Raw genomic sequence first — 22482 nt, forward strand, 5'->3', positions numbered from 1 at the left:
TCACTCAGCATTCAGATTCGGCCAAGCTCGTTTTACCAGTCCTTGCACATGTCCGTGGAGATTTGGCCGGCCAAATCGTTGACACTGCCTTTGCCGTCGGGATGCAGCCGTGTGCTTAGAAAAATAAACACCAGTTCTTTAGCAGGATCGATCCACATCACCGTTCCCGTAAAACCACCGTGTCCAAACGCAGCCGGCGAGAGCGACTTGCCGCGATTTCGGGAATACGGGGATTGGTTGTCCCAGCCGTACGTCCGCGTACCGCGTTTGATGTCGCGCGGCTTGGTCATCAAATCAAACGTGGCAGCCGTGAAGAGCTGCTGGGGCGAATCGCCGGTTGCGTCCGCCAATTTGCCTTTTCGCAGCATGGCCTGTCCGTAGCGAACCAAGTCGGCCGCGGTCGAAAACACACCGGCGTGACCGGCGACACCGTCCATCAGGAAAGCGCGAGGGTCATGCACGACGCCTTTCATTGGCTTGCCGTCGCGTGTCTCGGTGGTGGCCGCTCGCTCGCAAAGCTTGGCCGGTGGGTTGTACATCGTCTCTGTCATTCCCAGCGGCCCAAATACTCGCTCGGCCGCAAAGGCATCCAGACGCCTGCCACTGATTTTTTGCACCAGTTTTCCCAACACGATAAAACCCACGTCGGTGTACGCGAATTTCTCGCCCGGCGCCGAACGCAATTTCAAATTGCAAATGCGATCCCAGGCTTCGTCGATTCCGTGCTGGTAGTCCCCCAAGGCGTTGTCGGGAATCAAGCCGGCCGTGTGCACAAGCAACTGATCAACTGTGATTTCGTCTTTGCCATGTTGACCAAATTCGGGCAAGTACGTCGCGACTTTCTCGTTGACATCGATTTTGCCTTCGTCGACCAAGACCATCACCGACGTTGCCGTGCCGACTGGTTTGCTGATCGACGCAAGATCGAACACCGTGTCTAGTGTCATGGGTTCGACGGTCGGTTGGACTTGGCGGTCACCAAACGCGGACGCATAAAGCACTTTGTCCGCATTGGCCAATACGACTACCGCACCGGGCGTCTGTCCGTCAGCGATTGCCGCCGAAACCAAAGGCGTCACCGTGGCGAATCGCGGGTCACTACTGTCAGTGGGAACCAAACCGGGGGCCGGTTGATCGGGCAGCGAGCTTTCTTGTGCAATCGTTTCGCTGGCGAACATGCACAACGAGACAGACAAGAGTGTCGACAGAAAAAAAGTTGCCTTCATCGGAATGTCGCTATTGGTTAGTGTCATTTGAAATCGTAAACCCCATCACCTTTTTTTCTCCGACCGTTGCGACGGGACGCAGATGCAACGGACCTCCCCCTAGTTTACTCAGATCGATTTCGACAGCACCACTGGCACCGTCAAGCGAAGCGACAATGGCGCTCTGATGCATCACTTCGATTTTGTCCGCACCGGCGCAGTCCAACTGAACCGTAAGCGTCTTGGATTTGCTGCCATCATCCGCCGGACTCTTGTCCGATCGATCCAGTTCCTTACGCCCCACCAACACCACAGCTTGCGGCGTCGGCAGCGGGCCCGCCAATTCGATCTGTTTGTAAAACGTGAGTTTGGGTTCCGAATCTGCGAAACCGACCAAGACGCTGCGAACATCCACGACTCCCGACAGACCGCCATTGATGTTCATGTCCACCGACTTGACCGCTGGTACCGCTTTGACCAAACGGCCTTCGATATAGATCTCGTAGGACGCCACGGGGGACGGTTTGCGATGCGGCGACGCCGGCTGATAGGGAGCCCCCGTTTTGGGTTCAGCGCTGGGTTGCCGAGTGAACCGTACTTTCGTGCCATCGGATTCATCCAACGTAATCTGCACCGTCTCGGCTGGCGGATTGGCAAACGGTTGGCAAGCAGGATCGCCCGCAATCAACAATTGATAGGGCGATTCAACCGACAAGTAATACGATTCGATCGCCGTCAGGCCCGACGCGTAGTAGCCGTGCATCATGGCTCGCGGGAATTTTGGCTGCAACGAATACGGTTCCGTGACCGAACCGCTACTGATCGCCGCGCCCCCGGCCAAGTACTCTGTCAACTTTGTCTGACTACTGTTGCGAAAGTCGCCGCCGAGACTGGTTAGTGATTCAGCGATGGCACCGGGTTGAAGTTTCCATTTCGTGTTTTTGAAATTCACCGTGGCCGCCCCGACGAACAAGCCAGCAACGTCGCCCGGCTTGGTCGGAAAACTGGATCGATACACATCGCTGTCGAATCCGGCCAACTGCAAATACAACAGCGCGTCGCCGACGCCGGGGAACCGTGTCGTCGCACGCACATCGGTTCCTGTGCCAAAACGGAATTGCCCATCGGGAAAGGTTCGGTCCGCCGCGACGGCTCGCTGCAAAATCGTCACGGCTTGGCTAAGTGTATTGCCGCGTGGATGCACGATGGCCAGCGAACACGAAAGCATAAACGGCATTCCGCCTTGCTTGATCGGGACAGGATAACCGCAATCCGTCCATCCTTTGATTGCGGAGAACGCCATCGGTCCTTGAACGTGCGTCGGGTGATCCGAAAGAGCTGGCAGCACACGTTTCAGATCCGCGTCGGACAGCAGAGGATTCAGCGCCGGGTCTTCTCTGAAAAACTCCGCCGACCACCACCCCGCTTTGATCGCGGCTTTGATCATCCGCGTCGCCGGCTCGGTTTGCCCAGCCGCTGCGTAACCACGAGCGGACAGCACCGCCAAAGGCGCCAAAGTAGGATGCTGGACAAACAGCTGCTCGAATTGCTTGGCTGCGTCGGCGGGCTGATCACCATCGATCCCTGCTTTGGCTGTGTCGAACGTTTCTTTGTGTTCGGTTTTGAACGGATTGTTAAACGAACGCTCAAATGGCCCGCGAGCGTAGATGTTGGACGCAAAGCTCAAGTAGCTTTCGCTATCCGCTAGCAAATACTTGTAGAAGTACGTCGCTCCGGTGATCGATGCCAGCCGCCCGATCAGTTTCTTGGCTTGAGCGTTGGGCAGACGCTGGAAGTGTTCGCGGATATCAACGCTGGTTGGGAAATCGGCCGAGTAAGCGATGCAGCGAGTCTGTGCGACGAGCCCGCGTTTTTCTATGGTTTGCAGGACGGGTTTTAGGATCACCGTTTTGAAATCTTCCAACCCGATCGACAAGGTGCCCGGAATGTCCGAAAGAAAGATCACGTTGTTGGGCGGGATCTTGCGAAGTGCCACGTAGTGGTTGGCAACGGTGCGTGAATCGAGCGAATCAGCGTTGACGACGACCATGATGTTTTCGCCGGTGATGCCAGCGACGGCGTCGGACATCGGCAAACAGGCCCCTGCCAGAGAAGCCAGAGCGAAATTCATCCAAGCAAAACAAACCCGAGCCGATTGAATCCACTGACAACGGGACCGCTGAGAATGGGTCCATTCAAAACGGCCCCCGCGTGATACGGAGGAAAGATTCCGACGGAGCGATAGGTCGTTGGCAATCATTTAGCGAATCCGTCCAGTGGTGGGTGGCTCGTCGTCCAAGACAAAAGGGAGCCGGGTACCACTTCAAAGAAAATAAAAATACAGTAGTGCTCTAACACGATCAGCTAGCCTCGGCGTCTGATCATGCGATTGCAAGTGACGTCACACGACCGTGACATCACCGATTGCCTGATTGGGGTAGGAGCAGCGATTGGTTTATCTTAACAAATTTGCATCTCCCGGAGGTCCACGCTGAGCGACGAGCCGACAACCCGATTGATTGATCCTACGTTCCTGTTTCGTTTTGAAGTGACGCTGCGCAAGCATGCTTTGAAATGGACCGCGAAGGGACTGGACCTACCTCCCAAGTGCAAACTGCCATCGTTTGGTGCGTTGGGCGACCGGCCTGTGTTTGCCGATGTCCGTATGGCGTGGCATACCGCTGGAATCGGAATCAATGTGACCGTCAACGGTAAACGGCAAGTTCCGTGGTGCCGCGAAACACGTTTGGACGAAAGCGACGGGTTCCACGTTTGGATCGATACTCGTTGTAGTCCCGGCATCCACCGCGCGACTCAGTACTGCCATCGATTTTTGTGGATGCCAGCGGGTGGCGGTCCGCAACGCGAACGCCCGGTCGCGGCGCTGGTCCCGATCAATCGGTCGCGTGGAAATCCCAAAGCCGTCTCGGCCAAAGATCTGTCGATCGCGGCCTTCCCCCGACACGACGGCTACCAACTCTCCGGCTTGATCCCGGCTTCGGCGCTGACTGGTTTTGATCCCAAAGATCAACCGCGCATTTCGCTTTACTACGCCGTGATCGATCGCGAACTGGGTTGGCAGACGCTGACGCTGGGCCCTGAGTATCCGGTGGCAGAGGACCCAAGTCTCTGGGGCGAAGCGGCGCTGGGCAAATAGCTGGGGGCAACTAGCTGGCGACGTGACAGCAAGACGCGGTGACTGTGAGCGAGGTCCGTGGACGCAGCGAAGAGTTGACCGAATTGTTGATGGCTAGATCCTGCGCGAAAAGATGAAGGTAAACCCTCACACAAAATGCCTAATCGGCGTCAAACTTTGCCCAAACGCGTCCTACTCTTCTATTGAGTAGCGAGTGGGGTCGCTGCCGAGTTCACAACACAAGCAACCACCGAATTTGGTTGCGGGGCAAGACAAAATGAGACGTTGCATTTACCTAGTCGAAGCGGGGCACATCACGGCTGATCAAGCCATGCATGCGATTCGACATCAGCTGGCAATGCGACGTCCCATCGGACAGCTTGCAGTTGAACAGAACATGATGACCATGAACGAGGTCTTTGATGTTCTCTCTAGTCAACTGGATTGCGATCAACCCTTCGGGCAACTTGCCATCGAAATGGGGCACCTGACGCACGAGGACCTGGGCCTGCTGATTTTGAAGCAGCTCGATGGCGTCCCAAGCTTGGAAGACATCTTGATCCAAAATGGCGCCGTCACCGCGAAAATTGTGATGGAAGCCGAAAGTCGATACGAAGCGCTGCCGGGCATGGTTCGCAGTCGCGAAGGCGCCGTGCAGCTCGATTAAAAAGTTCTACCGAACGTAGAAAGACACCAGAAAAGAAAAACACTAAGAAAAACGTCCGTGCAGCATCCACGCCACCACGGTACGAACACAACTGGGATGCGGCGCCGCTGATCGACGCGCATCAGCAGTGGCAATCGTTTTTCCAAGTCGACGATAGATCCACCACCAGCCGCCTGAATCCATTTCGACGCGGTAATAGTCACGACGAATCGACGGACCGTTCCACCAACCGGTTTCGATTCGCTCGGGACCCCAAAAACGAACCACACGATGCAACCGGCCACCCAGGTGGAAACCGGCGGGAAGCGAAGAAACAGAAGAGACACCGACGGCCGTCAAAGGCATCGGACTGTCCAAAAGAGTCAGCGGACGGCGCAAGGCATCGGACCGCATCGGATGAATCAAAGAAACAGAGTGTCCACGAAAGTGGCGAGACGCTTGCTTCGAAGGAGACGTATTTTTAGAAGTGGATTTGCCAGTCGATTTGCGTTTACGTTTTGCCTGGCCTGTCAGTGGTGCCAGACGAAAGGCTTTTTCTGGCAAAGGATTCTCGGTCGGCAAAACCTGCTGAACCGCATCACGACCTAAACGACCACTGAGTGAATTGATCAAACGCGGTAGCGATGAACCACCCGCTGCGGATGGTGATCCGACACCGTTACCTAAACGAAATAAAGAGTCTGATTGGAACAACGACGGCTGAGCACTTTGTAGACGATCACTGAGCGTGACCGATAATGTGATTTGCTTGACGTCGCTTTTTAAACGACACGATTCCAAACGACCAACCAACAAACCAATTAGCTGTTCGCGATCCGCCGTCGGTGCGAACATTCCAATCTCTAAGATTAGTGGCGGGTGATCCGAAAGGGTCAGGTAGCAAGCCATTCGTAGTGCCCCACGGTGGCTTGCTGCCAACCCGTCCTTAATCTTTTCGGTCAACCGCTCGATCCGATCCGCCAAAATGCGTTGATCGGTCGTCGGATATTCTAGCTCCAGCGACTGCGTGTGCTCTGCCACCGCACGATGAGCATTGCAGGGTTCGTCAACCTCGCCCAACAATTGCTCGATCCGCTGAACCAACGGCTGTCCCAACCGAGTTGCCAAACCGGACCGAGGCAACGACAAAAGCTGTGCCATGCTTTGCACGCCCAATCGATCGAGTGTCGCAACCGTTTGCGGCAAAATCCGCAGCGCCTTGATCGACAAACGACTCACCGCCGCGACGACGTCATCGACTGGAACAATCGTTTGAATCGGACGAGCGTAGTGCGCCATTGCCCAGGCCGCCCCGACGGTCGGTGCGATCGACATTCTGGCAACAAGACTGACGCTGGCAAATAGTTTCTCGGCCGCGTCTAAAAGCCCCGCTTCGCCATCAAACAAATGCGTCACCCCGCTGACTTCGCAAATCAACGAATCGGCTTGATGCAGCGGACGGCCCGCCCAGGCGTGTTTGCCAAGTTCTTCGACAGCCACCATCGGACACAAATTGGCTTGGATCAGATTGGCAACACGTTGTAGCGATTCGTCGTCCAAATGCGGATCGTGTTCGTAGACTTGTAGCTGAGTCGCTGAGCCAGATCGACTTCGTGCCATTTCGCCCCGTGCCATTTCGCCCCGTGCCATTTCGCCCCGTGCCATTTCGCCCCGTGCCATTTCGCCCCGTGCCAACTCATTCGCCAGCTCATTGGCTTGCGCGATCGGCATGCCCACTCGAATCCCCATCGCCGTCGACTTGGGGCAAGCCGCCACGACCAACCGACCACGCCGCGGATCGTTTCGCCAGACGATGACGGGGCTTTCCTGGTCGCGATCGAATTTGGTTTTTCCCTCCGCGCAAGAATCCGCACAAGAGCTCGCCAGCGGCGTTACTTCCGACGCCCCCCTAAGCTCGGCGTTCTCGGTTTTGTCCCGATTGCTGCGCGGCGCCCGATTGCTGCGCTGTTTCGCCAGGTTGCTGCGGTGGCGTTGGATGGGCCAATTGGTCAGCCAGATGCACAGCAGCCGTTTGGTTTGAGTGGGCTGTTTCATGAGGTGCGGCGTCACGGTGTGCGGCAGGTTGTGGTGAACGAAGCGGAACAGAGAGCGGTGGAATCGACAGAGGCGTCATGCGAGCACGGTCATCAACGGCCACCAGAATCGTTTGCCCCGTTGTCCCGCCGCGACAACGATCGACCGTCAGACGCGCCGTCAAACTTGATGGAGCAATCGGCTTGTCCGACTCAATCGTCGCCGACGAAACTTGAGCAACATGAAAACGCACGTCCGCAAAACTCGGTCGACCGCGAACCGCCGCTGGGCGGACCAACAGCCCCGGCGTTTTTCCCTGCTCGGCCGCCAACTGAAAACGCCTCGCATCGCGATCATCCAACCACGAACCAACGTTTGCCCAAACCGCGCCCACAGCATCGCAACGCAACGCTTGGTCGATCGCCCAAACCACATCGGCGTGTCGCTGAGTCTGAACCAAAACGATTTGATCCGCCGGAATGCCCAACGCGATCGCAGCGGGCGGATAGAAATCGCCTTGGGTATCGATCACCACTAGCGGCGATGCCGACTGACGCAGTTGATTTGCCGCCGCGATCAGCGATAGCACGCCAGCACTGCTGCTGGTCGACGCGGCCACCCATTCGGTCAAGGCATCCACGCGAAGACCACCGCTGGGCAGCAAGTCGTCGATCGCTTGGCAACCGGCCGAACGTGTTTGGCGATCGTCGTGCGGAACCGTCGAAACACACCCGACTTGGTGACGAAGCCGTTTCAGAATGGAAGCGGTGTCGGTGAGATCGGCTTTGACCGGTGTTTGACCAACCAGACTCTTTGCTTTTGCTGCTGAGCCGTTTGCTGCTGAGCCGTTTGCCAATGCCAGCGACTGTGACTTTAGCTTCGACTGGGATTTAGGCTTCGGCTGGGATTTAGCCTTCGGCTGGGCTTGGCGGGAGCGTTTGCCAACCGATTCCCCGGTTTGGAAAAACGCAAATGTTTGCTGAGCCGCCATCGTAGCGCCTTGAAATCAGTCGAACACGAATAAAAAAAGCGTGGCCATGCTTAGCCACTGTCACAACGTCGCCCCACTGCTAGGATTGGGACTGCACCGGCCAGTGAAGCACTGGCTGATAGAAAGGGGCATCAATGCTATCATTGACGGCGGGATTGTCACTCCATTTTGCTTCAGAATTGTCAAAAATATCCATCGCGAGCCAAACCATGATGCAGCGAATCCGCTGGGCACTATTGATTTTGGGAATCAGCGTTTTCGTGATCCTGTCGGTCTGGAATTCCGGCACCGTCACGGTTCAGTTTCCTTTCATGGAAGATCGCGAATTGTCGTTGTCGAATCTCTTACTGATCACATCGGCAGGCAGCTTTGTGTTTGGTTCGATCATGACGGGATGGATGTTGCGGGGTGCTCGCAAAGCGAAGGCGGCCAAAGAAAAAGCCGCCAAGGAAACACTTCGCGTGGAAGAGCCCAAAGCCGGAGCGGCGAAAGAAATCGAAGGCGCCGAAAGGTCACCGCTGCAATCGTAGCGTCTGCTTGTTCGGCTCAACTAACTGTTGCAGCACGCACTGACCAAACGCACCAGCAGGATCCGATCTCAGCGTTGATCCAGTTCAATGGGGCTTTTATTTCGCTGGCTGGCCGCGGCGTGCTTCCATCTCTTCGCGGTACTTCACTGCCAGTTCGTATCGCATGATGACAAAGCGAGCGAGGTCTCCCATTCGCTGCACGCCTTCGATGCTGTCTTGCGAATCGGACGATGAATTTTTGCGACGACGACGGCGGCGATTCGGTCGTGTTTCTGTTTTGGCGACGGGAGCAGCCACTGTGTAAGTCGCTGGTTCAACGGCCACGATGCCGGCAGTCGTGCTGTCAGCGGCCGAAATCGATAGCGAATCGAAAAGATTTAGTTGTGTCATGGATTTTTGCTCCCAGAAAGAAAACTCAACCGAGGGGTTCAGGTCGCACGCTTGCTTCCCCACCCGACAAAAGGATTCTTGGCTGGGCCCGTGACACGTCTGGTCCGTTACTAAATGAAAAAGCTGGATTGACCGCAAAATCGTCAAAAACAGCATTTTCACCAACAATGGAGACACTCCGACAAACCCTTAGGGAAGTCAGTCAAACCCGATCATCTACGCAAAAACCGTCACCAAGCGTCCGAAAAGTAAACCATCGGGTTCCATTGAGTCGAATAAATACCAGACGGAACCGTCCGCAATTTCGGCAGCACACTTGCCCCAGACGAGTGGTGCAGACGAGTAAAAAAGAGGTGAAACTTGGACACTCTTCCTGGGTCGACCGACCTAAACTATTCCGTACCGCTTGTTACTCCCACGGAAACCAAATCCCGCAAATCATCCCGCGGAACAAGCAACAAACGCTCTCAGCCGAAACGACCGTCGCAATCATCGCATCCCGAAGCATTTACTTTGGCAACTGGCTTAACCTCAGCCGACACGACCGAGCAAATCTTGGTGAACCCCGTTGCGGGCACCACGGCGAGGATCCATACGCCTGCCAACTCCGCTGGAGTTGATCCAACCAGCGATCAACCAGTCGAACAAGTTGCTCCGCGTCCTTTCCGCTGCACGTATCTGCAACGACAGTGGATGCGAGCCGGCCAGATGATCGGCGTGTTGACTCCGTTGGCTGTCGCAATCGCCTTGGTGACTCCCGCGTACCTGATCGCCATCGCCACCACCGATTCACTTGCGTTATCCGCGGTGACCAATCACTTCACCGTCATCGGGTGCGTTACTGCATGGATGATCGTGACCGTTGGCGTCACCGGTCTGCTGGCACCGTTCTTGTCGCCTTCGTTTGGCTACCGAATCCGCCGAACGTTTTTGCCGATCAGTGTTACGCCGGACAGCATGCATCGCTTGTTCATCGAAATGCGATTGATGATCGCCGCCTTTGTCGGTTGTCAATTGACCGCCGCGGTCGTGGGCTACTACTACCTTGGTTCCGAAGGCCCCCTGCAACTGTTTGCTAACTGGCAGCCAGTCCTACTTGGGTCAGCAATTTTCTTGGTGATGGGCGTCGTCATGCTGGTCTTTGGCCATCAAGCGTTCCTGCACACTCGCGGTCGCAAAATCCGTCGCTGGATGAACCAGTGCTGGCGAGGCGTCGCACTGCGAAGTTTCATTCCGGCGTGGGACAACCAACGCCGGGCGATCTTTCAGTCATGTCGCGCAAGTCGTCGTTTGGCCGCCGCGTATCGTTCGATCAAACTGGGCGCCGCGGGTTCATTCGCCGCCGCCGGTTGTTTGGCCGCGATGTCGGTCGGTGATTCGATCGTCGGCATGGCTTTCGTCGCCGCGTCAGTCGTCGCAACGATCTCAATTTGGCCGACCGCCAATCGCATCGTCGATTGGAGCAAGTCGATTGTCGATCCTATCACTGGTGGACACGACGACGATTGATCGGCAAGGGCACCGCGATCGGTCGCAGACAATCCGAAAAAATGTCACTTTGCCTGGCCAACAAACGTGACATGTTGATAACATCTCAGGATGATTACTCAACTTAAAAACCCAACCGCCCGCCCAACGCGACAACCATCAACTTACTCCGCGTTTGGCCAAGTAAGTTGTCTGCTGGTTGTCTCTCTGGCAGCCGCGTGTCTCTTCACCGGCTGCGATCGTTCCGTGGCACCAACTGCCGCACCATCGACGACTTCGCAAGAAGCGGTTTCGGCGGGGACAGTAACGATCCAGATCAAGACGGACGAGGAGGACCAGACGTTTCAGGCCGAAGACATCGCTGATGGTGCGACGTTGGAATCGGTTATGCGAAGCATCGAGGACCTGGACGCCGAAATCTCGGGCAGCGGCCTGACTGCATTCGTCAATCAGATCAAAGGCAAAGCGACCAGCGGCACGGAAGGCTGGACGTTTACGGTGGACGGCGAATGGGCCAACACCGGCATCGGTACAACGACGCTCCATCCACCGACGACCGTGACGTGGGAATTCGGCAAGATGAAAACGCCGTAGCGCGGTAAACGCCGTCGCTTGAAAATCACGTCATGCGAACCAGCGATCGGTTGGCCCCTAAGCAATTGATGCAGCGCGTCGCCGTGGCTCCGATGCGTGCCTGTTCCGCTTCCGCTACGCGAGAATTCCTTTGACCACGTCACCATGCACGTCCGTCAATCGAAAATCACGGCCGGCGTACCGATACGTCAGACGCTCGTGATCGATGCCCAAGAGATGCAATATCGTGGCGTGCAAATCGTGCATGTGAACTCGGTCGTGCAAGGCGTAGTATCCGTAGTCGTCGGTTTCCCCATACGAGAATCCACCACGGACGCCGCCGCCACCTAGTACCATCGAAAACCCCTGCGGGTTGTGGTCGCGACCATTCTTGCCTTGCACTACCGGTGTGCGGCCAAATTCACCGCCCCAGACGATCAGTGTGTCATCCCAGAGACCGCGTTGTTTTAAATCAGCAATTAGTGCGGCAATCGGCAAATCGGTCGCGCCCGCGTTTTTTGTGTGACCTTCGACCAAGCGGCTGTGCTGGTCCCAGACTTGGCCGCTGCTGACGGTGATGAACCGCACCCCTGCTTCGGCAAGCCGACGAGCCAAAAGGCAACCACGCCCGTAGCTTTCGGTTTTCTTGTCCGTGATCCCATAGGCTTGGTGAGTCGCTGCGGATTCGTTGGCCAGATCAAACACCTCCGGAGCGGCCAAACGCATTCGCGCGGCCAAATCGACGGCTTCGATGGCCCCTTCGATTTCACGATCCGGACCGCTCTGGTCCAAGTGATTTTGATTGAGTTGCTGGATCAGATCGAATCGCTGCTGGATCATGTTGCCCTGCACGGGGCCCTGCAAATACGGAATTCGTCCATCGCCGAACTTGCCGTTGCTGCCCACCACGGTCGCTTGATGCATCGCCGGCAAAAACGCCGCACCGTAATTGCGCGGGCCACCATGAGCCGTCGCGGGGCCGATCGCGACGTGCGCCGGCAAATCGGGATGGTCGCTGCCCAGGGCATAGCTGATCCAGGCGCCGATGCTGGGACGGACCAAATTGTCGCTGCCTGTATTGACCATGCCGACGGCCTGTCCGTGCGACTGGCCGTTGGTGTGCATGCTCCGGATGACGCACAAGGAATCCGCCTGCGAAGCCATGTGGGGCAGCAGGTCGCTCACCCACAAACCGGATTGACCACGTTGCTTGAATTTCCAAGGACCGTTCAGTAGCTTTGGCACGGCATCCAAATTGGGCGGCAAAGCGAACGGCAACTCCTTGCCGTCGTCACGAGCCAACAGCGGTTTGTAATCAAACGTATCAACGTGACTGGGGCCGCCATGTTGAAACAAGAAAATGACTCGGCGGATCTTTGGCGGTACGTGAGGCCGCAGGACCGTTCCGGACGCTTGCAGACTGCGATTGGGTGCAAACGCCGACACGGCCAGCGAGCCCAACGTGATACTGCTAACGGTTCCGAATCGGCGACGATCCAGCGAGTGGGTATTCATGCGATCAATCCAATAATCGAAATTCGGTACTGGCAAAAATGCCTGCGATGTATTCTCGCCAAGCTGCCGGATCGTTTTCACGGTCGGCAAAAAATTGCGACGCCGTGTTGCGATCCACCGCCGTCGGATCACGTTGTAGCGTCAGTAAAAACGTGTTATGCAATCGGGTATCAAATCCGGTCGCCGAATGCATCACGCGTTTGGAAGCTTCCGTAGCCCAATGATTGACGTCCGGGCTATTGATCAACACCAGTGCTTGGGCGGGAACGTTCGTCGTTGGGCGGCGACCAACCAACAAATCCGGATCGGCCACATCCAGCATCGTCAACAAAGGCGGCATGTAGCTGCGCACGGTCGGCAAATACACCGATCGGCAAGGTTCGCTGACGCCCGCGAATTCCGCTTTGCTGTTTGCATCATTGCTGGAAACCAACGTACCCCGCCCCGCCATCTGCTCGATGCGACCGCGTCGATCTAGTTCCCCGGCGACTTGCAGCATCGTATCGCGAACCGCTTCGGCCGGCAGACGTCGCCGATGGGCTCGCCAGAGCAAGCGATTTTCGGGATCCAGTTCTGCGTTTGCCGCGGAGTAGTCCGTCGAACGCTGGTACGCCGATGACGTGACGATGTCACGAACCAATGCCTTGAGATGCCAACCTTCGCGAACAAAATCCGATGCCAGTGCATCTAACAATTCCGGATGCGTGGGACGTTCTCCTTGAGCACCAAAGTTGTCGACCGTACGCACGATGCCTTGCCCCATCAAGTGCATCCAAACACGGTTGACGAACACGCGCGCTACCAGCGGGTTGTCAGGATCCGTCAGCCAGTCAGCCAGTTCACGACGGCCGCTGCCAGACGGATTGGCAATGCGAGCGTCACCGGGACTGCAAACTTGCAAGAATCCGCGTCGAACCACATCGCCCAAATTACGAACTTCACCGCGAATGTGAACGTGCGAATCGGTCAGTTCGGAATCGGCAACGTCGGCCGGAGCCATCGCTTCGGGAAGCTTTGGAGGTGCCGCGGCCTTGAAAATCTTGATCTGCTGTTTCCACTTGTCGACGACTTTCTGCTGCGAAACGCGTTTCTGCTTGGCCAGTTTTTCCGTTTCCGTTTCTCCTGCCACCTCCGAATCGGCGTCCTCTTGGGAGATAAACTGCACGGCGTCGGCGATCACATATCCGCTGGTACCTGCGTTGCTGATCGTGACGACGGCATCCGTCTGATCCGAAAAGCGAAACTTCCCCAGGGATCGCCACACCGGAGCGATCGGAGCGGTCCGCTGGTCGACCGTGACACGCTGCTTGCCGTCAGCTGTGGTGACCGTAACAGGGACGGCACGATCGCGAGTGGATCCGTAGGCGTAAGCGAAACGAACTTCGTAGATCCCCGACTTGGGCAACCGAGTCGCAAATTCAATCGAAAGTTTGCCTTTGTTTTTGTTGTTGTCGTGGACGTAACCGGGCCCGACGAAGTCATCAAAATACGTTGATTCTTTCCAAACACCAGTCTGCTTGGCATCCACATTATCAATGACCACACCGGCCAACGACTCTTGGCCAGATTGCCCCAGAGATTTCAGTGCCGTCTCGGCCTCGCCGAGATTCTTCTCCAACCGCCGCAGTTCGGACTGGTAGCGTTCGATCGATCGCAGCTGTTCGTCGGACACCGGCAATTTCGTGCGATTCCAAGTGCTGACGTACTTTTGACTCTCGCCTTTCAACGTCACGGTGTTTTTGAAGATACCCGCCAATGCGTAGTAGTCTTCCGTCGGCACGGGATCGAATTTGTGGTCGTGACACCGAGCACAACCCAGTGTCAGCCCCAGGAACGCGCGTCCGACCGTGTCAATCTGCTCGTCGACCACGTCCATTTGCAATTTCGATTTGTCGCGTTCGCTAAGCATCTTGGTGCCCAACATCAAAAACGTTGTCGCCACGATGTTGTCGTGCCTCTCGCGGTCATCCACCGCTGGCAAGAGATCGCCAGCGATTTGCTGCGCGATCATCGTGTCGATCGACCGGTCCGACGCAAAGGAACGAATCAAGTAGTCACGGTACCGCCACGCTTCGTGATGCGTCGCATTGAAATCACTGCCGTTGCTGTCGGCGTACCGAGCTACGTCCATCCAGTGACGGGCCCAGTGTTCGGCAAATTCAGACGACGCCAACAACGAATCGACGATTCGGTTCCAGTGTGCCGTCGAAGGATCGGCAATCCAATCCGCCAACTGGTCTTGGTCCGGCGGCAGTCCGGTCAAATCAAACGCGAGTCGCCGAAGCCGGGTGGTATCGCTGGCGATCGAATTGGGCACCACCGCAGAATCGTTCATAGCGTCGATCAAATACTGATCAATGCGCCCCGTTGCGGTTGTCGCCGCGGCAGCCGATTGGGAACCAGTAGCCGATTTGGAACCAGTAGCTGGCGGTTGCGCATCGATCGGCTGAAACGCCCAGAACTCTTTTGCCTGATCCAGATCGATCTCGGCACGCATCGGCAACTTAGCCGTCACACTGGATCGCGGGTCGGTCGCGCCCGCGGCGATCCATTTCTCGAAATCCTGAATCACTTCGTCCGGCAGTTTCCCACTGGGCGGCATTTCGGATGACTCGTATCGCATCGCAGCCACCAACACGCTGGCATCGGCATTGCCGCTTTCCAAAACCGGGCCACTATCGCCGCCAACCACCATTCCCTGCTTGGAATCGAGCAGCAGGGCACCGCCCACTTCGTCGGCGCCCGCGGCGTGGCATTCGTAGCAATGCTGGACCAGAACCGGACGGATCTTGTTTTCAAAAAACTCCACCGTGTGCGGCGACTGAGCAACCGTCTGGCTTGCCGCCGCCAAACACACAATCGCGATCAACGACCAAATGATGCAGCAATGACGCATAAGGCGAAACACTTTGGGCGGATGGTGGGGTGGGAGACAGCAACACGAAATTTTCGCGATCGGTCTTTCAGGCCAACGGCGCTGTCAGGCGGGACGTCCAGGATAACACACCGCGCCCTCGCTTGCGAAAATCATTGCCGTACAATCACTCCGCTGTGTCGCAAACCAGTTCAAAGCAAGGATTTAATAGTGAACGTACTGATTCTGACGGGCGCCGGCATCTCCGCCGAATCTGGAATCCCGACCTTCCGTGGCCCCGACGGACTTTGGGAAGGCCACCGGGTCGAGGATGTTGCGACGCCCGAGGCGTTTGAACGAGACCCGGAATTGGTGCAGACGTTTTACAACGGCCGCCGCGCGGCACTGCAGTCAAACGAGGTTCAACCCAATGCAGCGCACATCGCGTTGGCGGAATTTGAACGTTCGCACCAAGGTAACTTCTTGCTGGTGACGCAGAATATCGACGATCTGCATCAGCGATCGGGCAGCCAAAATATCTTGCCGATGCACGGTGAATTGCTCAAAGCCCGCTGCGTCGATTCAGGCGACCTGTTTGACTGGACGGGCGATCTGACGGCCGACACGCCGCATCCACGCAGCGACGGCAAGCCAGGCCGCCTGCGTCCGCATGTGGTCTGGTTCGGCGAGATGCCCATCGGATTGGACGAAATCGATGCGGCGGCACGACAAGCTGATCTGTTCATTGCCATTGGAACGTCGGCGTTGGTCTACCCCGCAGCGGGCATTGTCCAAGCCACCGCGCCACTATGCCGCCGAGTGGAAATCAACCTGGATGACACGCCACAATCACCCGCGTTTGACCAAAAGATTCGTGGCAAAGCGTCCGTCGAAGTGCCCAAGTTCTTGCAAAGCCTCGGTTAAACGCGACGGCAGTTGGTCTGAAATGACGGGGCGAACGACGGTTCAACCAGACGCTTTTTTCCAAAACGCTATTTTCCAAAACGCACTGATTTCGGTCAGGCCCGCGGGCGCAAAAAACAAGCCGATGGTAACCACCACCGGCTTGTTGCATTGATCGTTCTAGTCGCAAAGATCAGTTGGCTCGAGCCAGATTCTGTTTCTGCAGACCGTTGATGTATTCGTGAGCCACATTGATGACTTCACGGTTGTAGAACGTGTCGCGGAAGATTTCGTCCTGCGTCTTCTGCAACTCTTCGCCTTCCTTTTCGTCTTCTTTCTGGGCGTCCAGTTCGGCACGACGCTTCATAAACTTCTCTTCGTTCAGCGAAACGGTCGACTGCTCTTTCTGGGCGACGTACAGGTCCACGCGGCGAATCAGATCCACAAACTCTTTGTCGGCCGCCACGCGTTGCTGCGAATTCTTGCGAAGTTCGCCTAGCAAATCAGCCGGCACCATGCTGTAGACATCGTGACGCGTTGAACTGACTCGGTCGTGATCCAAAGCGTATTTCAGATCGCCTTCGCCGACATCCATTTTTTGCGTGATCGATGGCAAAACCAAATCGGCAGCCACACCGTGTCGCTGCGTGCTTTCGCCATCGGGCAAGTAAAACTGTTGCAGCGTGACTTTCAGAGCACCGTAGTTGTTGCGGTTGTTCTGAAACAACTGCTGGCCGATGTCCATCAGCGTCTGGACCGTGCCTTTGCCGTGCGACGCTGGGTCACCGACGATGATGCCTCGTTTGTAATCTTGGATGGCACCTGCGAAAATCTCGCTAGCACTTGCGCTGAACTTACTGCACAGCACCACCAATGGTCCGTCCCAAGCGGTACCTACATCATCATCGGCGTACTGCTGAACTTGACCATTGCTGTCTTTGACTTGCACGACCGGTCCACGGTTGATGAACAATCCCGTCAGATTGATCGCTTCGGTCAAACTACCGCCGCCGTTTTTGCTGAGATCCAAAACGATCCCGTCGACGCCTTTGGTCTTAAACTCTTCGATGATTCGATTGACATCGCGAGTACTGCTGCGGAAATTAGCTTTCTGCTGACGGGCACCTTCCATGTCCAAGTAAAAGCTTGGCAGGGTGATGAAACCGATTTTTTTGACCGGACCGTTTCCGAGGCGATGCTCCAGCACTTCGCCACGAGCGGCTGATTCTTCTAGTTCCACACGGGCGCGGATGATCTTGTAGACCACCAAGGTTCCCGAACCGCCAGGTTTGACGCCCAAGCGAACCAGCGTGCCTTTGTTACCGCGAATCAAATCCACGACGTCTTGAAGCGGCATTTCGACAATGTCGACCATCTCGCCATCTTCACCCTGACCGACACTGACGATTACGTCGTCCGGTTTCAGTTTGCCATGTTTGTCGGCCGCACCGCCGGGGATCACACTGGTAACGCTGGTGTTGCCTTCTTTTTCGCGAAGAGCCGCGCCGATGCCTTCCAAATTGAGTCGCATCTGAATTTGAAAATCATCCAGTGTTCCGGGCGACATGTAAGTCGAATGCGGATCGTAGCTCATCGTCACGGCCGTCAAATACATCTCCAGCAAATCGTCGCTGTCGGTTTGTTTCCAACGTCGTGCATAGCGATCGTAGCGTCGCTGAAGTCGTTCGATCGGATCGACTTCGGTGATCTCAGCAACATCGTCGCCTTCGGCTTTCTTCTTCTTGGCCGATTCAGCTTGTTCTTTCATGTCCAACAAAGCGTACTTGATCTGTCGGCGCCAACGATCGCGTGCTTCGGCGGGTGTCTTGGCGTACGAAGCGGAATCGGGATCGATGATGATCGTTTCGTCTCTGGAAAAATCAAAATCGCTTTTGAGAAGTTGCTGAGCGACCGCCACACGTTCGTCGACACGGAAAGTGAACCGACGAAAGATGTCGTACGCCAACGAAAGATCGCCAGCGCGAACCATGTCATCGATGCGAGTCGCGAACGGCTGAAACTCATCCACATCGCTTTGGTAAAAATACAATTTCAATGGATCGAGCGAATCGATAAACAAGTCCAACGCACGTTTGGCGTTTTCATCATTGAGTTCGACAGACGATATGTGGTGCCGTGGCATCAGGCTGGCGACCAGACGAGCCACGATGCCATCGCGTGGCGACGGGACCGCGTTAAACGAAATCGGCGGACGTTCGACTTTGGCAACCGCCGGGGGCGCCGGCTGCAAGGCCGGCTCGATTTCAATCGTCGCCGCAGGACCTACGGGAGGCTGAGCAGGAAGTGGAGGTGCAACTTGAGCGGCACATTCCTGTCCGACGGCGAATGCCAGCAGGGCACTTAGAACAGCGGCGGGCAAAAACGGGCGTCGGTGGCAATCCATAGCTTATTCCTGTTAGGACATTGATCTTTGAGGTAACGCATCGAACCGAAGCTCTCTTTCACGGCTTAGGTAAAATACAGCCGCGTAGAAAGAAGTTGATGCGATGGAATAGTAGGAAAGCGGCAAAAGTTGAGCAACTCCGTTTCCCAGCCCAGTTTACCAATGCAGGGGGTCACATGGGGCAACTGGCCGCTCTGGGCAACGTGAAATGGCTGTTTCGGCGCAATCATTTCCCAAGCCAGCCGCCGGCGTTCGCCGAGTCGACTTTTGCAACTTTTCTGATTCGCTGAGACAGTCGCGTGGAGTTGCGTGCAAATGCAGGTTGCGGTGCCCGCTGTTGAGCTGTTCGCAGTCTTGTTGCAGTGCGATTGCGGTGCTTTTGACGTGCGGCTGCGGCGCGATCGCCTGAGCCGCAACCGGTGCGATGCGCAGCGCCAAGTCACAGGTCGTTTTACAAAAGACGATTCTTTGTCTAACCGATTTCTTTGGCAATCGCGTAGATCTCGGCGGCGTCGAGCACTTTGTCGTTTGATTCAAACAGCGACTGAATCGCTGCCTTGTGGGTTTTCATTTTCAGTCCCCCGACACCGATCGCACCGTAGACGACGGCATCGCCCAACGCTGCGGCTTGGTCGGTGACGCCGACACCGCCGATGCCCGCGGGTGGCACTGCGTTCAGGTCGATCGCTACTTTCAAGCTAGATACCGCTCGAATCGTCGCTTCGTTGACCAGTTCGTAGCCCGCCGCTCCGCAAGCGATCACGATCTGGGCACCGTCCAACGTCGCGCCAATTTCGGCGGGTGTCGATGGAGCCGCTCCCGCAAACTGAGCTTCGGGCAGCTGGGCCTGGATTTCGGCACACGCTTTTTCAGCTCGCTCGATGCTTCGGCTGGTCAGCGTGACCGCCGCTCCGTCACCGGCCAACAAGCGTGCGACGCGTCGTCCCACCGGGCCGGTTCCGCCCAAAACGACCGCACGAGCACCGCTGAGATCCACGTGCCGCCCCGCCGCAACGACGGCTGCCGACGCGGTGGTATTGCAACCGTTGGCGTCCAACATCAACGACACGCGAATGTTTCCAAAAAATGCTGCAACAGCCGCGTTCATGACGTCTTCGGCATTCCCCACATCCGAACCGCCGATGAAAACGGCTGTGTTTTTGAGATTGTTGCCACCGCGTGTGAACATCGCTCCGTGAATCAGCCCGGTCACAGTCGTGGTTTGCACATCGCCGTAAGTCAGCAAGTGATCCACGCCGGCATCGACGGCGACGACGGAGTCAAACGAACTGGGAAGATGATCGCAGTCAAGTTGCAGCAGGATTCGTTTGGACATGATCGGCGGATACGTAAAAAAGGAAAAAGAATCGTGTTGAGCCGTTCGCGTCCTTCGTGACGACGACGGCAAAAAAAGAGCTTCCCGGCCTTAGTGGACCGGAAAGCTCTCAAAAAGTTTGTGTTGCAGTTAGTCCGCAACGACCACTCGATTAGAAACCCTTGAAAGGGTGAGCAGCCGAGTCTTTCTTGGCGATCATGTCGTCAGCGGTTGGCTTGCCGGACATGGCAGCGACCAAAGATTCTTTGGTGGCTTCGTAGTTGTACTTGTAGATCTTTTCGTCGTCTTCGGCAGCAGGGTGAATGAACACACCGCAGACGCAAACTAGATCTTCGCACTGGTCTTTAGGAATGATCCCTTCGCCAACTGCGTCGGCAACCGCTTTGGCAACAGCAGCTTGGGCAGGGCCGAACATTTGAACGGCTTGCTTCATGCCTTTGATTGTGACTTTGGTGATCATCACGGTCGAAGGTTTAACGGCGACGTTGGGTTCCAACACGGCCAACAAGTTGGAGTGACCTTCGCTTTGAGTCGAAAGAGCGTTTGCAAATGCAACGCCAACAGGTCCGTCTTTGCTACCGATCATCAAGTCGATGTGTGCGACTTCGTTACCGTCGCCGACGAGGGCTTCACCGATGTTAAACTGCATGGAGAGGGTGCTTTCCGTTGAGGAGCTGGGGAGAGACCGGTAGGGGAGCTACATCTCCTTTACCCCGTCTTCACTCAATCGGCCATCCTGACCATCTGGTCATTTTGAACGAGCCACAATCAAACCGGTATCGACGCCGACCACTTGGTCGGCAAAGGTGTGGTTGTCAGGTCAGCTTGAGGCCGAAATATTGAGTTTCGACAATTCGGGTGGGTCTTCGCGAAAACAGAAATTATCAAACCAAACTTTTGATGCAACCACCCCAGCCCCCAACCGATCCCACGACGATCGATTTGTCCCTTGGCGAGAACCCACTGATTTTGATTGGGGCCTCTGTAAGGGCAGCAGCTCAGTCGGCGAATCGTGCCGGTTTTGACGTTTTTGGCATCGATTTCTTCGGAGATGTCGACGCCCAAGATGCCTGCCGTTGGTTTGCGTCGTTGGAACAAATCGACCAACTTTCCGACGACCAGCTCGCCGAATTGCTTTCCAAATCCACTCGAAACACCATCCAGTTAGACTCCGCGGGTGACAGCGACCCGTCGTCGATGCGGCTGCGCGGGATCCCCGTCATGGTGGTCGGCGGTGACCAAGGTCTCCGCATCGAAGAAAAAATTCCGGACAAAATCCAATCAAACTCCCTACTCGGTTTTTCGTCCCCCAATGACGCCGACGACCTGGCCTGGATGGGCGAAACCGTCCTGGGGCGAGTACTGCGTCGCCTGAAACCGTTTACCAGTCGCATCGGATCCGATGAAGCGATCAGTCGCCAACTGAGTTCTCCGCCGACGCTGGCGCGGATTGCGATTCGATCGCGGACACTGTTCCCGCCTTACCGAATGAATGAAGCGGCCGCTTCAAGTGGCGATTCAGCCAGGGCAGCGACTGACGGTCCCACTAGCGAATCTGTCCCCACTGGCGAATCTGTCGCGGCCAAACCACACGACACACGGTCCGATTTGCCTGGGCGATGGCTGACCAAACGTCGCCTGTCCTCGGGCGGGCTGGGCGTCACCTGGTCGTCCAGTGCTACCAGCGACGATCCCAAGGGTAGCGGAGCATCCGATAGCACCATCGACGTCGCGGAACTACGACAACTGTGGCGTCCCGGACGCAACTACGGTGTGACGTTCCTGAGCGATGCTGAGGACGTTGTTGTGCTGGGGGCATGCCGGTCGATGTTTACTACCAAAGGCCCGCATCGGTTCGTCTACGCGGGCTCCTATGGGCCGCTGCGTCTGCCGCAGGCGATTCAGAATCAGTTGCGTTTGATTGGTCAGCAAGCTGCGGGACAAAGCGGCATTCGAGGCGTCTTCAATGCCGATGTGCTGATCGACGATGATCAGCAAGTTTGTTTGCTGGAGATCAATGCGCGTTGGAGCGCGTCAATGGAGTGCGTCGAACGATCATTTGTGGCCGCGACCGCCCAGACTCGCAACGAACTGTCCCTGATCAAACTGGCCATGGATTGCGAAGAAACTCGCCGGACCGAAATGACCCAGCGCCGCGTCGATTCGATGCTGGCCGATGCACCGCGTTTTTTGAAACGCATTATCTATTCGCGAACGTCGGGTACCGTCGACGGGCGGGTCCTGAAAGAGATTCAAAAATCGACGGGCCACGGGTTTAGCAAGATCTGGGTCTGCGACCGTCCGTGGGATGGTAGCTCGATCGAAGCTGGCGACCCGTTGGTCAGTTTGGTGTGCCAGTTGCCTGCCAGAAAATCATTGAGCTGGCGCAAAACAAAACGGCTGATTGCATCGCTGCAAAAAGCCGTTGTTTGATCCATCGGAGTCGTTCAACACCGTAGTGCTGAAGCGACGTTCTT

Annotated in this window: 16 protein-coding genes; 7 read left to right on the top strand and 9 right to left on the bottom strand. The window is 56.3% G+C overall.

The features are described 5' to 3' along the window. Positions 1–32: 32 nt before the first annotated feature. Positions 33–1253: a serine hydrolase domain-containing protein gene (locus K239x_RS15345; protein ID WP_145419133.1), complete on the bottom strand. Its 1221-nt coding sequence runs from the start codon at positions 1251–1253 to the stop codon at positions 33–35. After that, positions 1237–3294, bottom strand: a complete 2058-nt coding sequence (locus K239x_RS15350; protein WP_419188993.1) for a hypothetical protein — start codon at positions 3292–3294, stop codon at positions 1237–1239. Before K239x_RS15350 ends, K239x_RS15345 begins: the two co-directional genes overlap by 17 nt. Positions 3295–3819: 525 nt before the next feature. Between K239x_RS15350 and K239x_RS15355 the strand changes: the two genes are divergently transcribed. Beyond that, a complete protein-coding gene (locus K239x_RS15355; RefSeq protein ID WP_145422384.1) occupies positions 3820–4362 on the top strand; it encodes a DOMON domain-containing protein in 543 nt (180 codons plus the stop codon). Between the two features lie 256 nt (positions 4363–4618). After that, on the top strand, positions 4619–5008 hold the full coding sequence (locus tag K239x_RS15360) for a hypothetical protein (RefSeq protein WP_145419135.1): 390 nt from the start codon (positions 4619–4621) through the stop codon (positions 5006–5008). 42 nt (positions 5009–5050) lie between these two features. On the opposite strand, the gene K239x_RS15365 is transcribed toward K239x_RS15360, so the two are convergent. Next, on the bottom strand, positions 5051–7042 hold the full coding sequence (locus K239x_RS15365) for a Y-family DNA polymerase (RefSeq protein WP_419188994.1): 1992 nt from the start codon (positions 7040–7042) through the stop codon (positions 5051–5053). Positions 7043–8221: 1179 nt separating this feature from the next. Between K239x_RS15365 and K239x_RS15375 the strand changes: the two genes are divergently transcribed. After that, the gene (locus K239x_RS15375) at positions 8222–8542 is read left to right on the top strand and encodes a lipopolysaccharide assembly protein LapA domain-containing protein (RefSeq protein ID WP_419188995.1); all 321 of its coding nucleotides are present in this window, start codon (positions 8222–8224) and stop codon (positions 8540–8542) included. A gap of 96 nt (positions 8543–8638) precedes the next feature. Here K239x_RS15375 and K239x_RS15380 read toward each other — a convergent pair whose 3' ends face one another. Next, positions 8639–8932, bottom strand: a complete 294-nt coding sequence (locus tag K239x_RS15380) for a hypothetical protein (protein WP_145419139.1) — start codon at positions 8930–8932, stop codon at positions 8639–8641. A gap of 513 nt (positions 8933–9445) precedes the next feature. On the opposite strand from K239x_RS15380, the gene K239x_RS15385 reads away from it, so the two are divergent. Together K239x_RS15385 and K239x_RS15390 are read left to right on the top strand one after the other, a co-directional pair. Further along, entirely contained in the window at positions 9446–10441 is a 996-nt protein-coding gene (locus tag K239x_RS15385) for a hypothetical protein (RefSeq protein ID WP_145419140.1), read from the top strand. 225 nt (positions 10442–10666) lie between these two features. Further along, positions 10667–11014, top strand: coding sequence for a DUF4430 domain-containing protein (locus tag K239x_RS15390; RefSeq protein WP_419188996.1), 348 nt, complete (start codon positions 10667–10669; stop codon positions 11012–11014). A gap of 114 nt (positions 11015–11128) precedes the next feature. Here K239x_RS15390 and K239x_RS15395 read toward each other — a convergent pair whose 3' ends face one another. Beyond that, positions 11129–12508 carry a DUF1501 domain-containing protein gene (locus tag K239x_RS15395; RefSeq protein WP_145419142.1) on the bottom strand — a complete coding sequence of 460 codons (1380 nt, stop codon included), beginning with the start codon at positions 12506–12508 and terminating at the stop codon, positions 11129–11131. 4 nt (positions 12509–12512) lie between these two features. Further along, positions 12513–15404: a DUF1553 domain-containing protein gene (locus K239x_RS15400; protein WP_145419143.1), complete on the bottom strand. Its 2892-nt coding sequence runs from the start codon at positions 15402–15404 to the stop codon at positions 12513–12515. Positions 15405–15593: 189 nt separating this feature from the next. Between K239x_RS15400 and K239x_RS15405 the strand changes: the two genes are divergently transcribed. Continuing rightward, positions 15594–16286, top strand: coding sequence for an NAD-dependent deacylase (locus K239x_RS15405; RefSeq protein ID WP_145419144.1), 693 nt, complete (start codon positions 15594–15596; stop codon positions 16284–16286). Positions 16287–16458: 172 nt separating this feature from the next. Here K239x_RS15405 and K239x_RS15410 read toward each other — a convergent pair whose 3' ends face one another. From K239x_RS15410 to fae, 3 genes are all read right to left on the bottom strand, one after another. Next, on the bottom strand, positions 16459–18669 hold the full coding sequence (locus K239x_RS15410) for a carboxy terminal-processing peptidase (RefSeq protein ID WP_145419145.1): 2211 nt from the start codon (positions 18667–18669) through the stop codon (positions 16459–16461). 472 nt (positions 18670–19141) lie between these two features. Then, positions 19142–20005 (bottom strand): NADP-dependent methylenetetrahydromethanopterin/methylenetetrahydrofolate dehydrogenase, encoded by an 864-nt coding sequence (locus K239x_RS15415; protein WP_145419146.1) that lies wholly within the window; start codon positions 20003–20005, stop codon positions 19142–19144. 151 nt (positions 20006–20156) lie between these two features. Beyond that, positions 20157–20654, bottom strand: coding sequence for a formaldehyde-activating enzyme (gene fae, locus K239x_RS15420; RefSeq protein WP_145419147.1), 498 nt, complete (start codon positions 20652–20654; stop codon positions 20157–20159). 251 nt (positions 20655–20905) lie between these two features. On the opposite strand from fae, the gene K239x_RS15425 reads away from it, so the two are divergent. Continuing rightward, a complete protein-coding gene (locus K239x_RS15425) occupies positions 20906–22438 on the top strand; it encodes an ATP-grasp domain-containing protein (RefSeq protein ID WP_145419148.1) in 1533 nt (510 codons plus the stop codon). Positions 22439–22482: the final 44 nt, after the last annotated feature.

The sequence above is a fragment of the Stieleria marina genome (genome assembly GCA_007741555.1).
GTDB lineage: Bacteria > Planctomycetota > Planctomycetia > Pirellulales > Pirellulaceae > K23-9.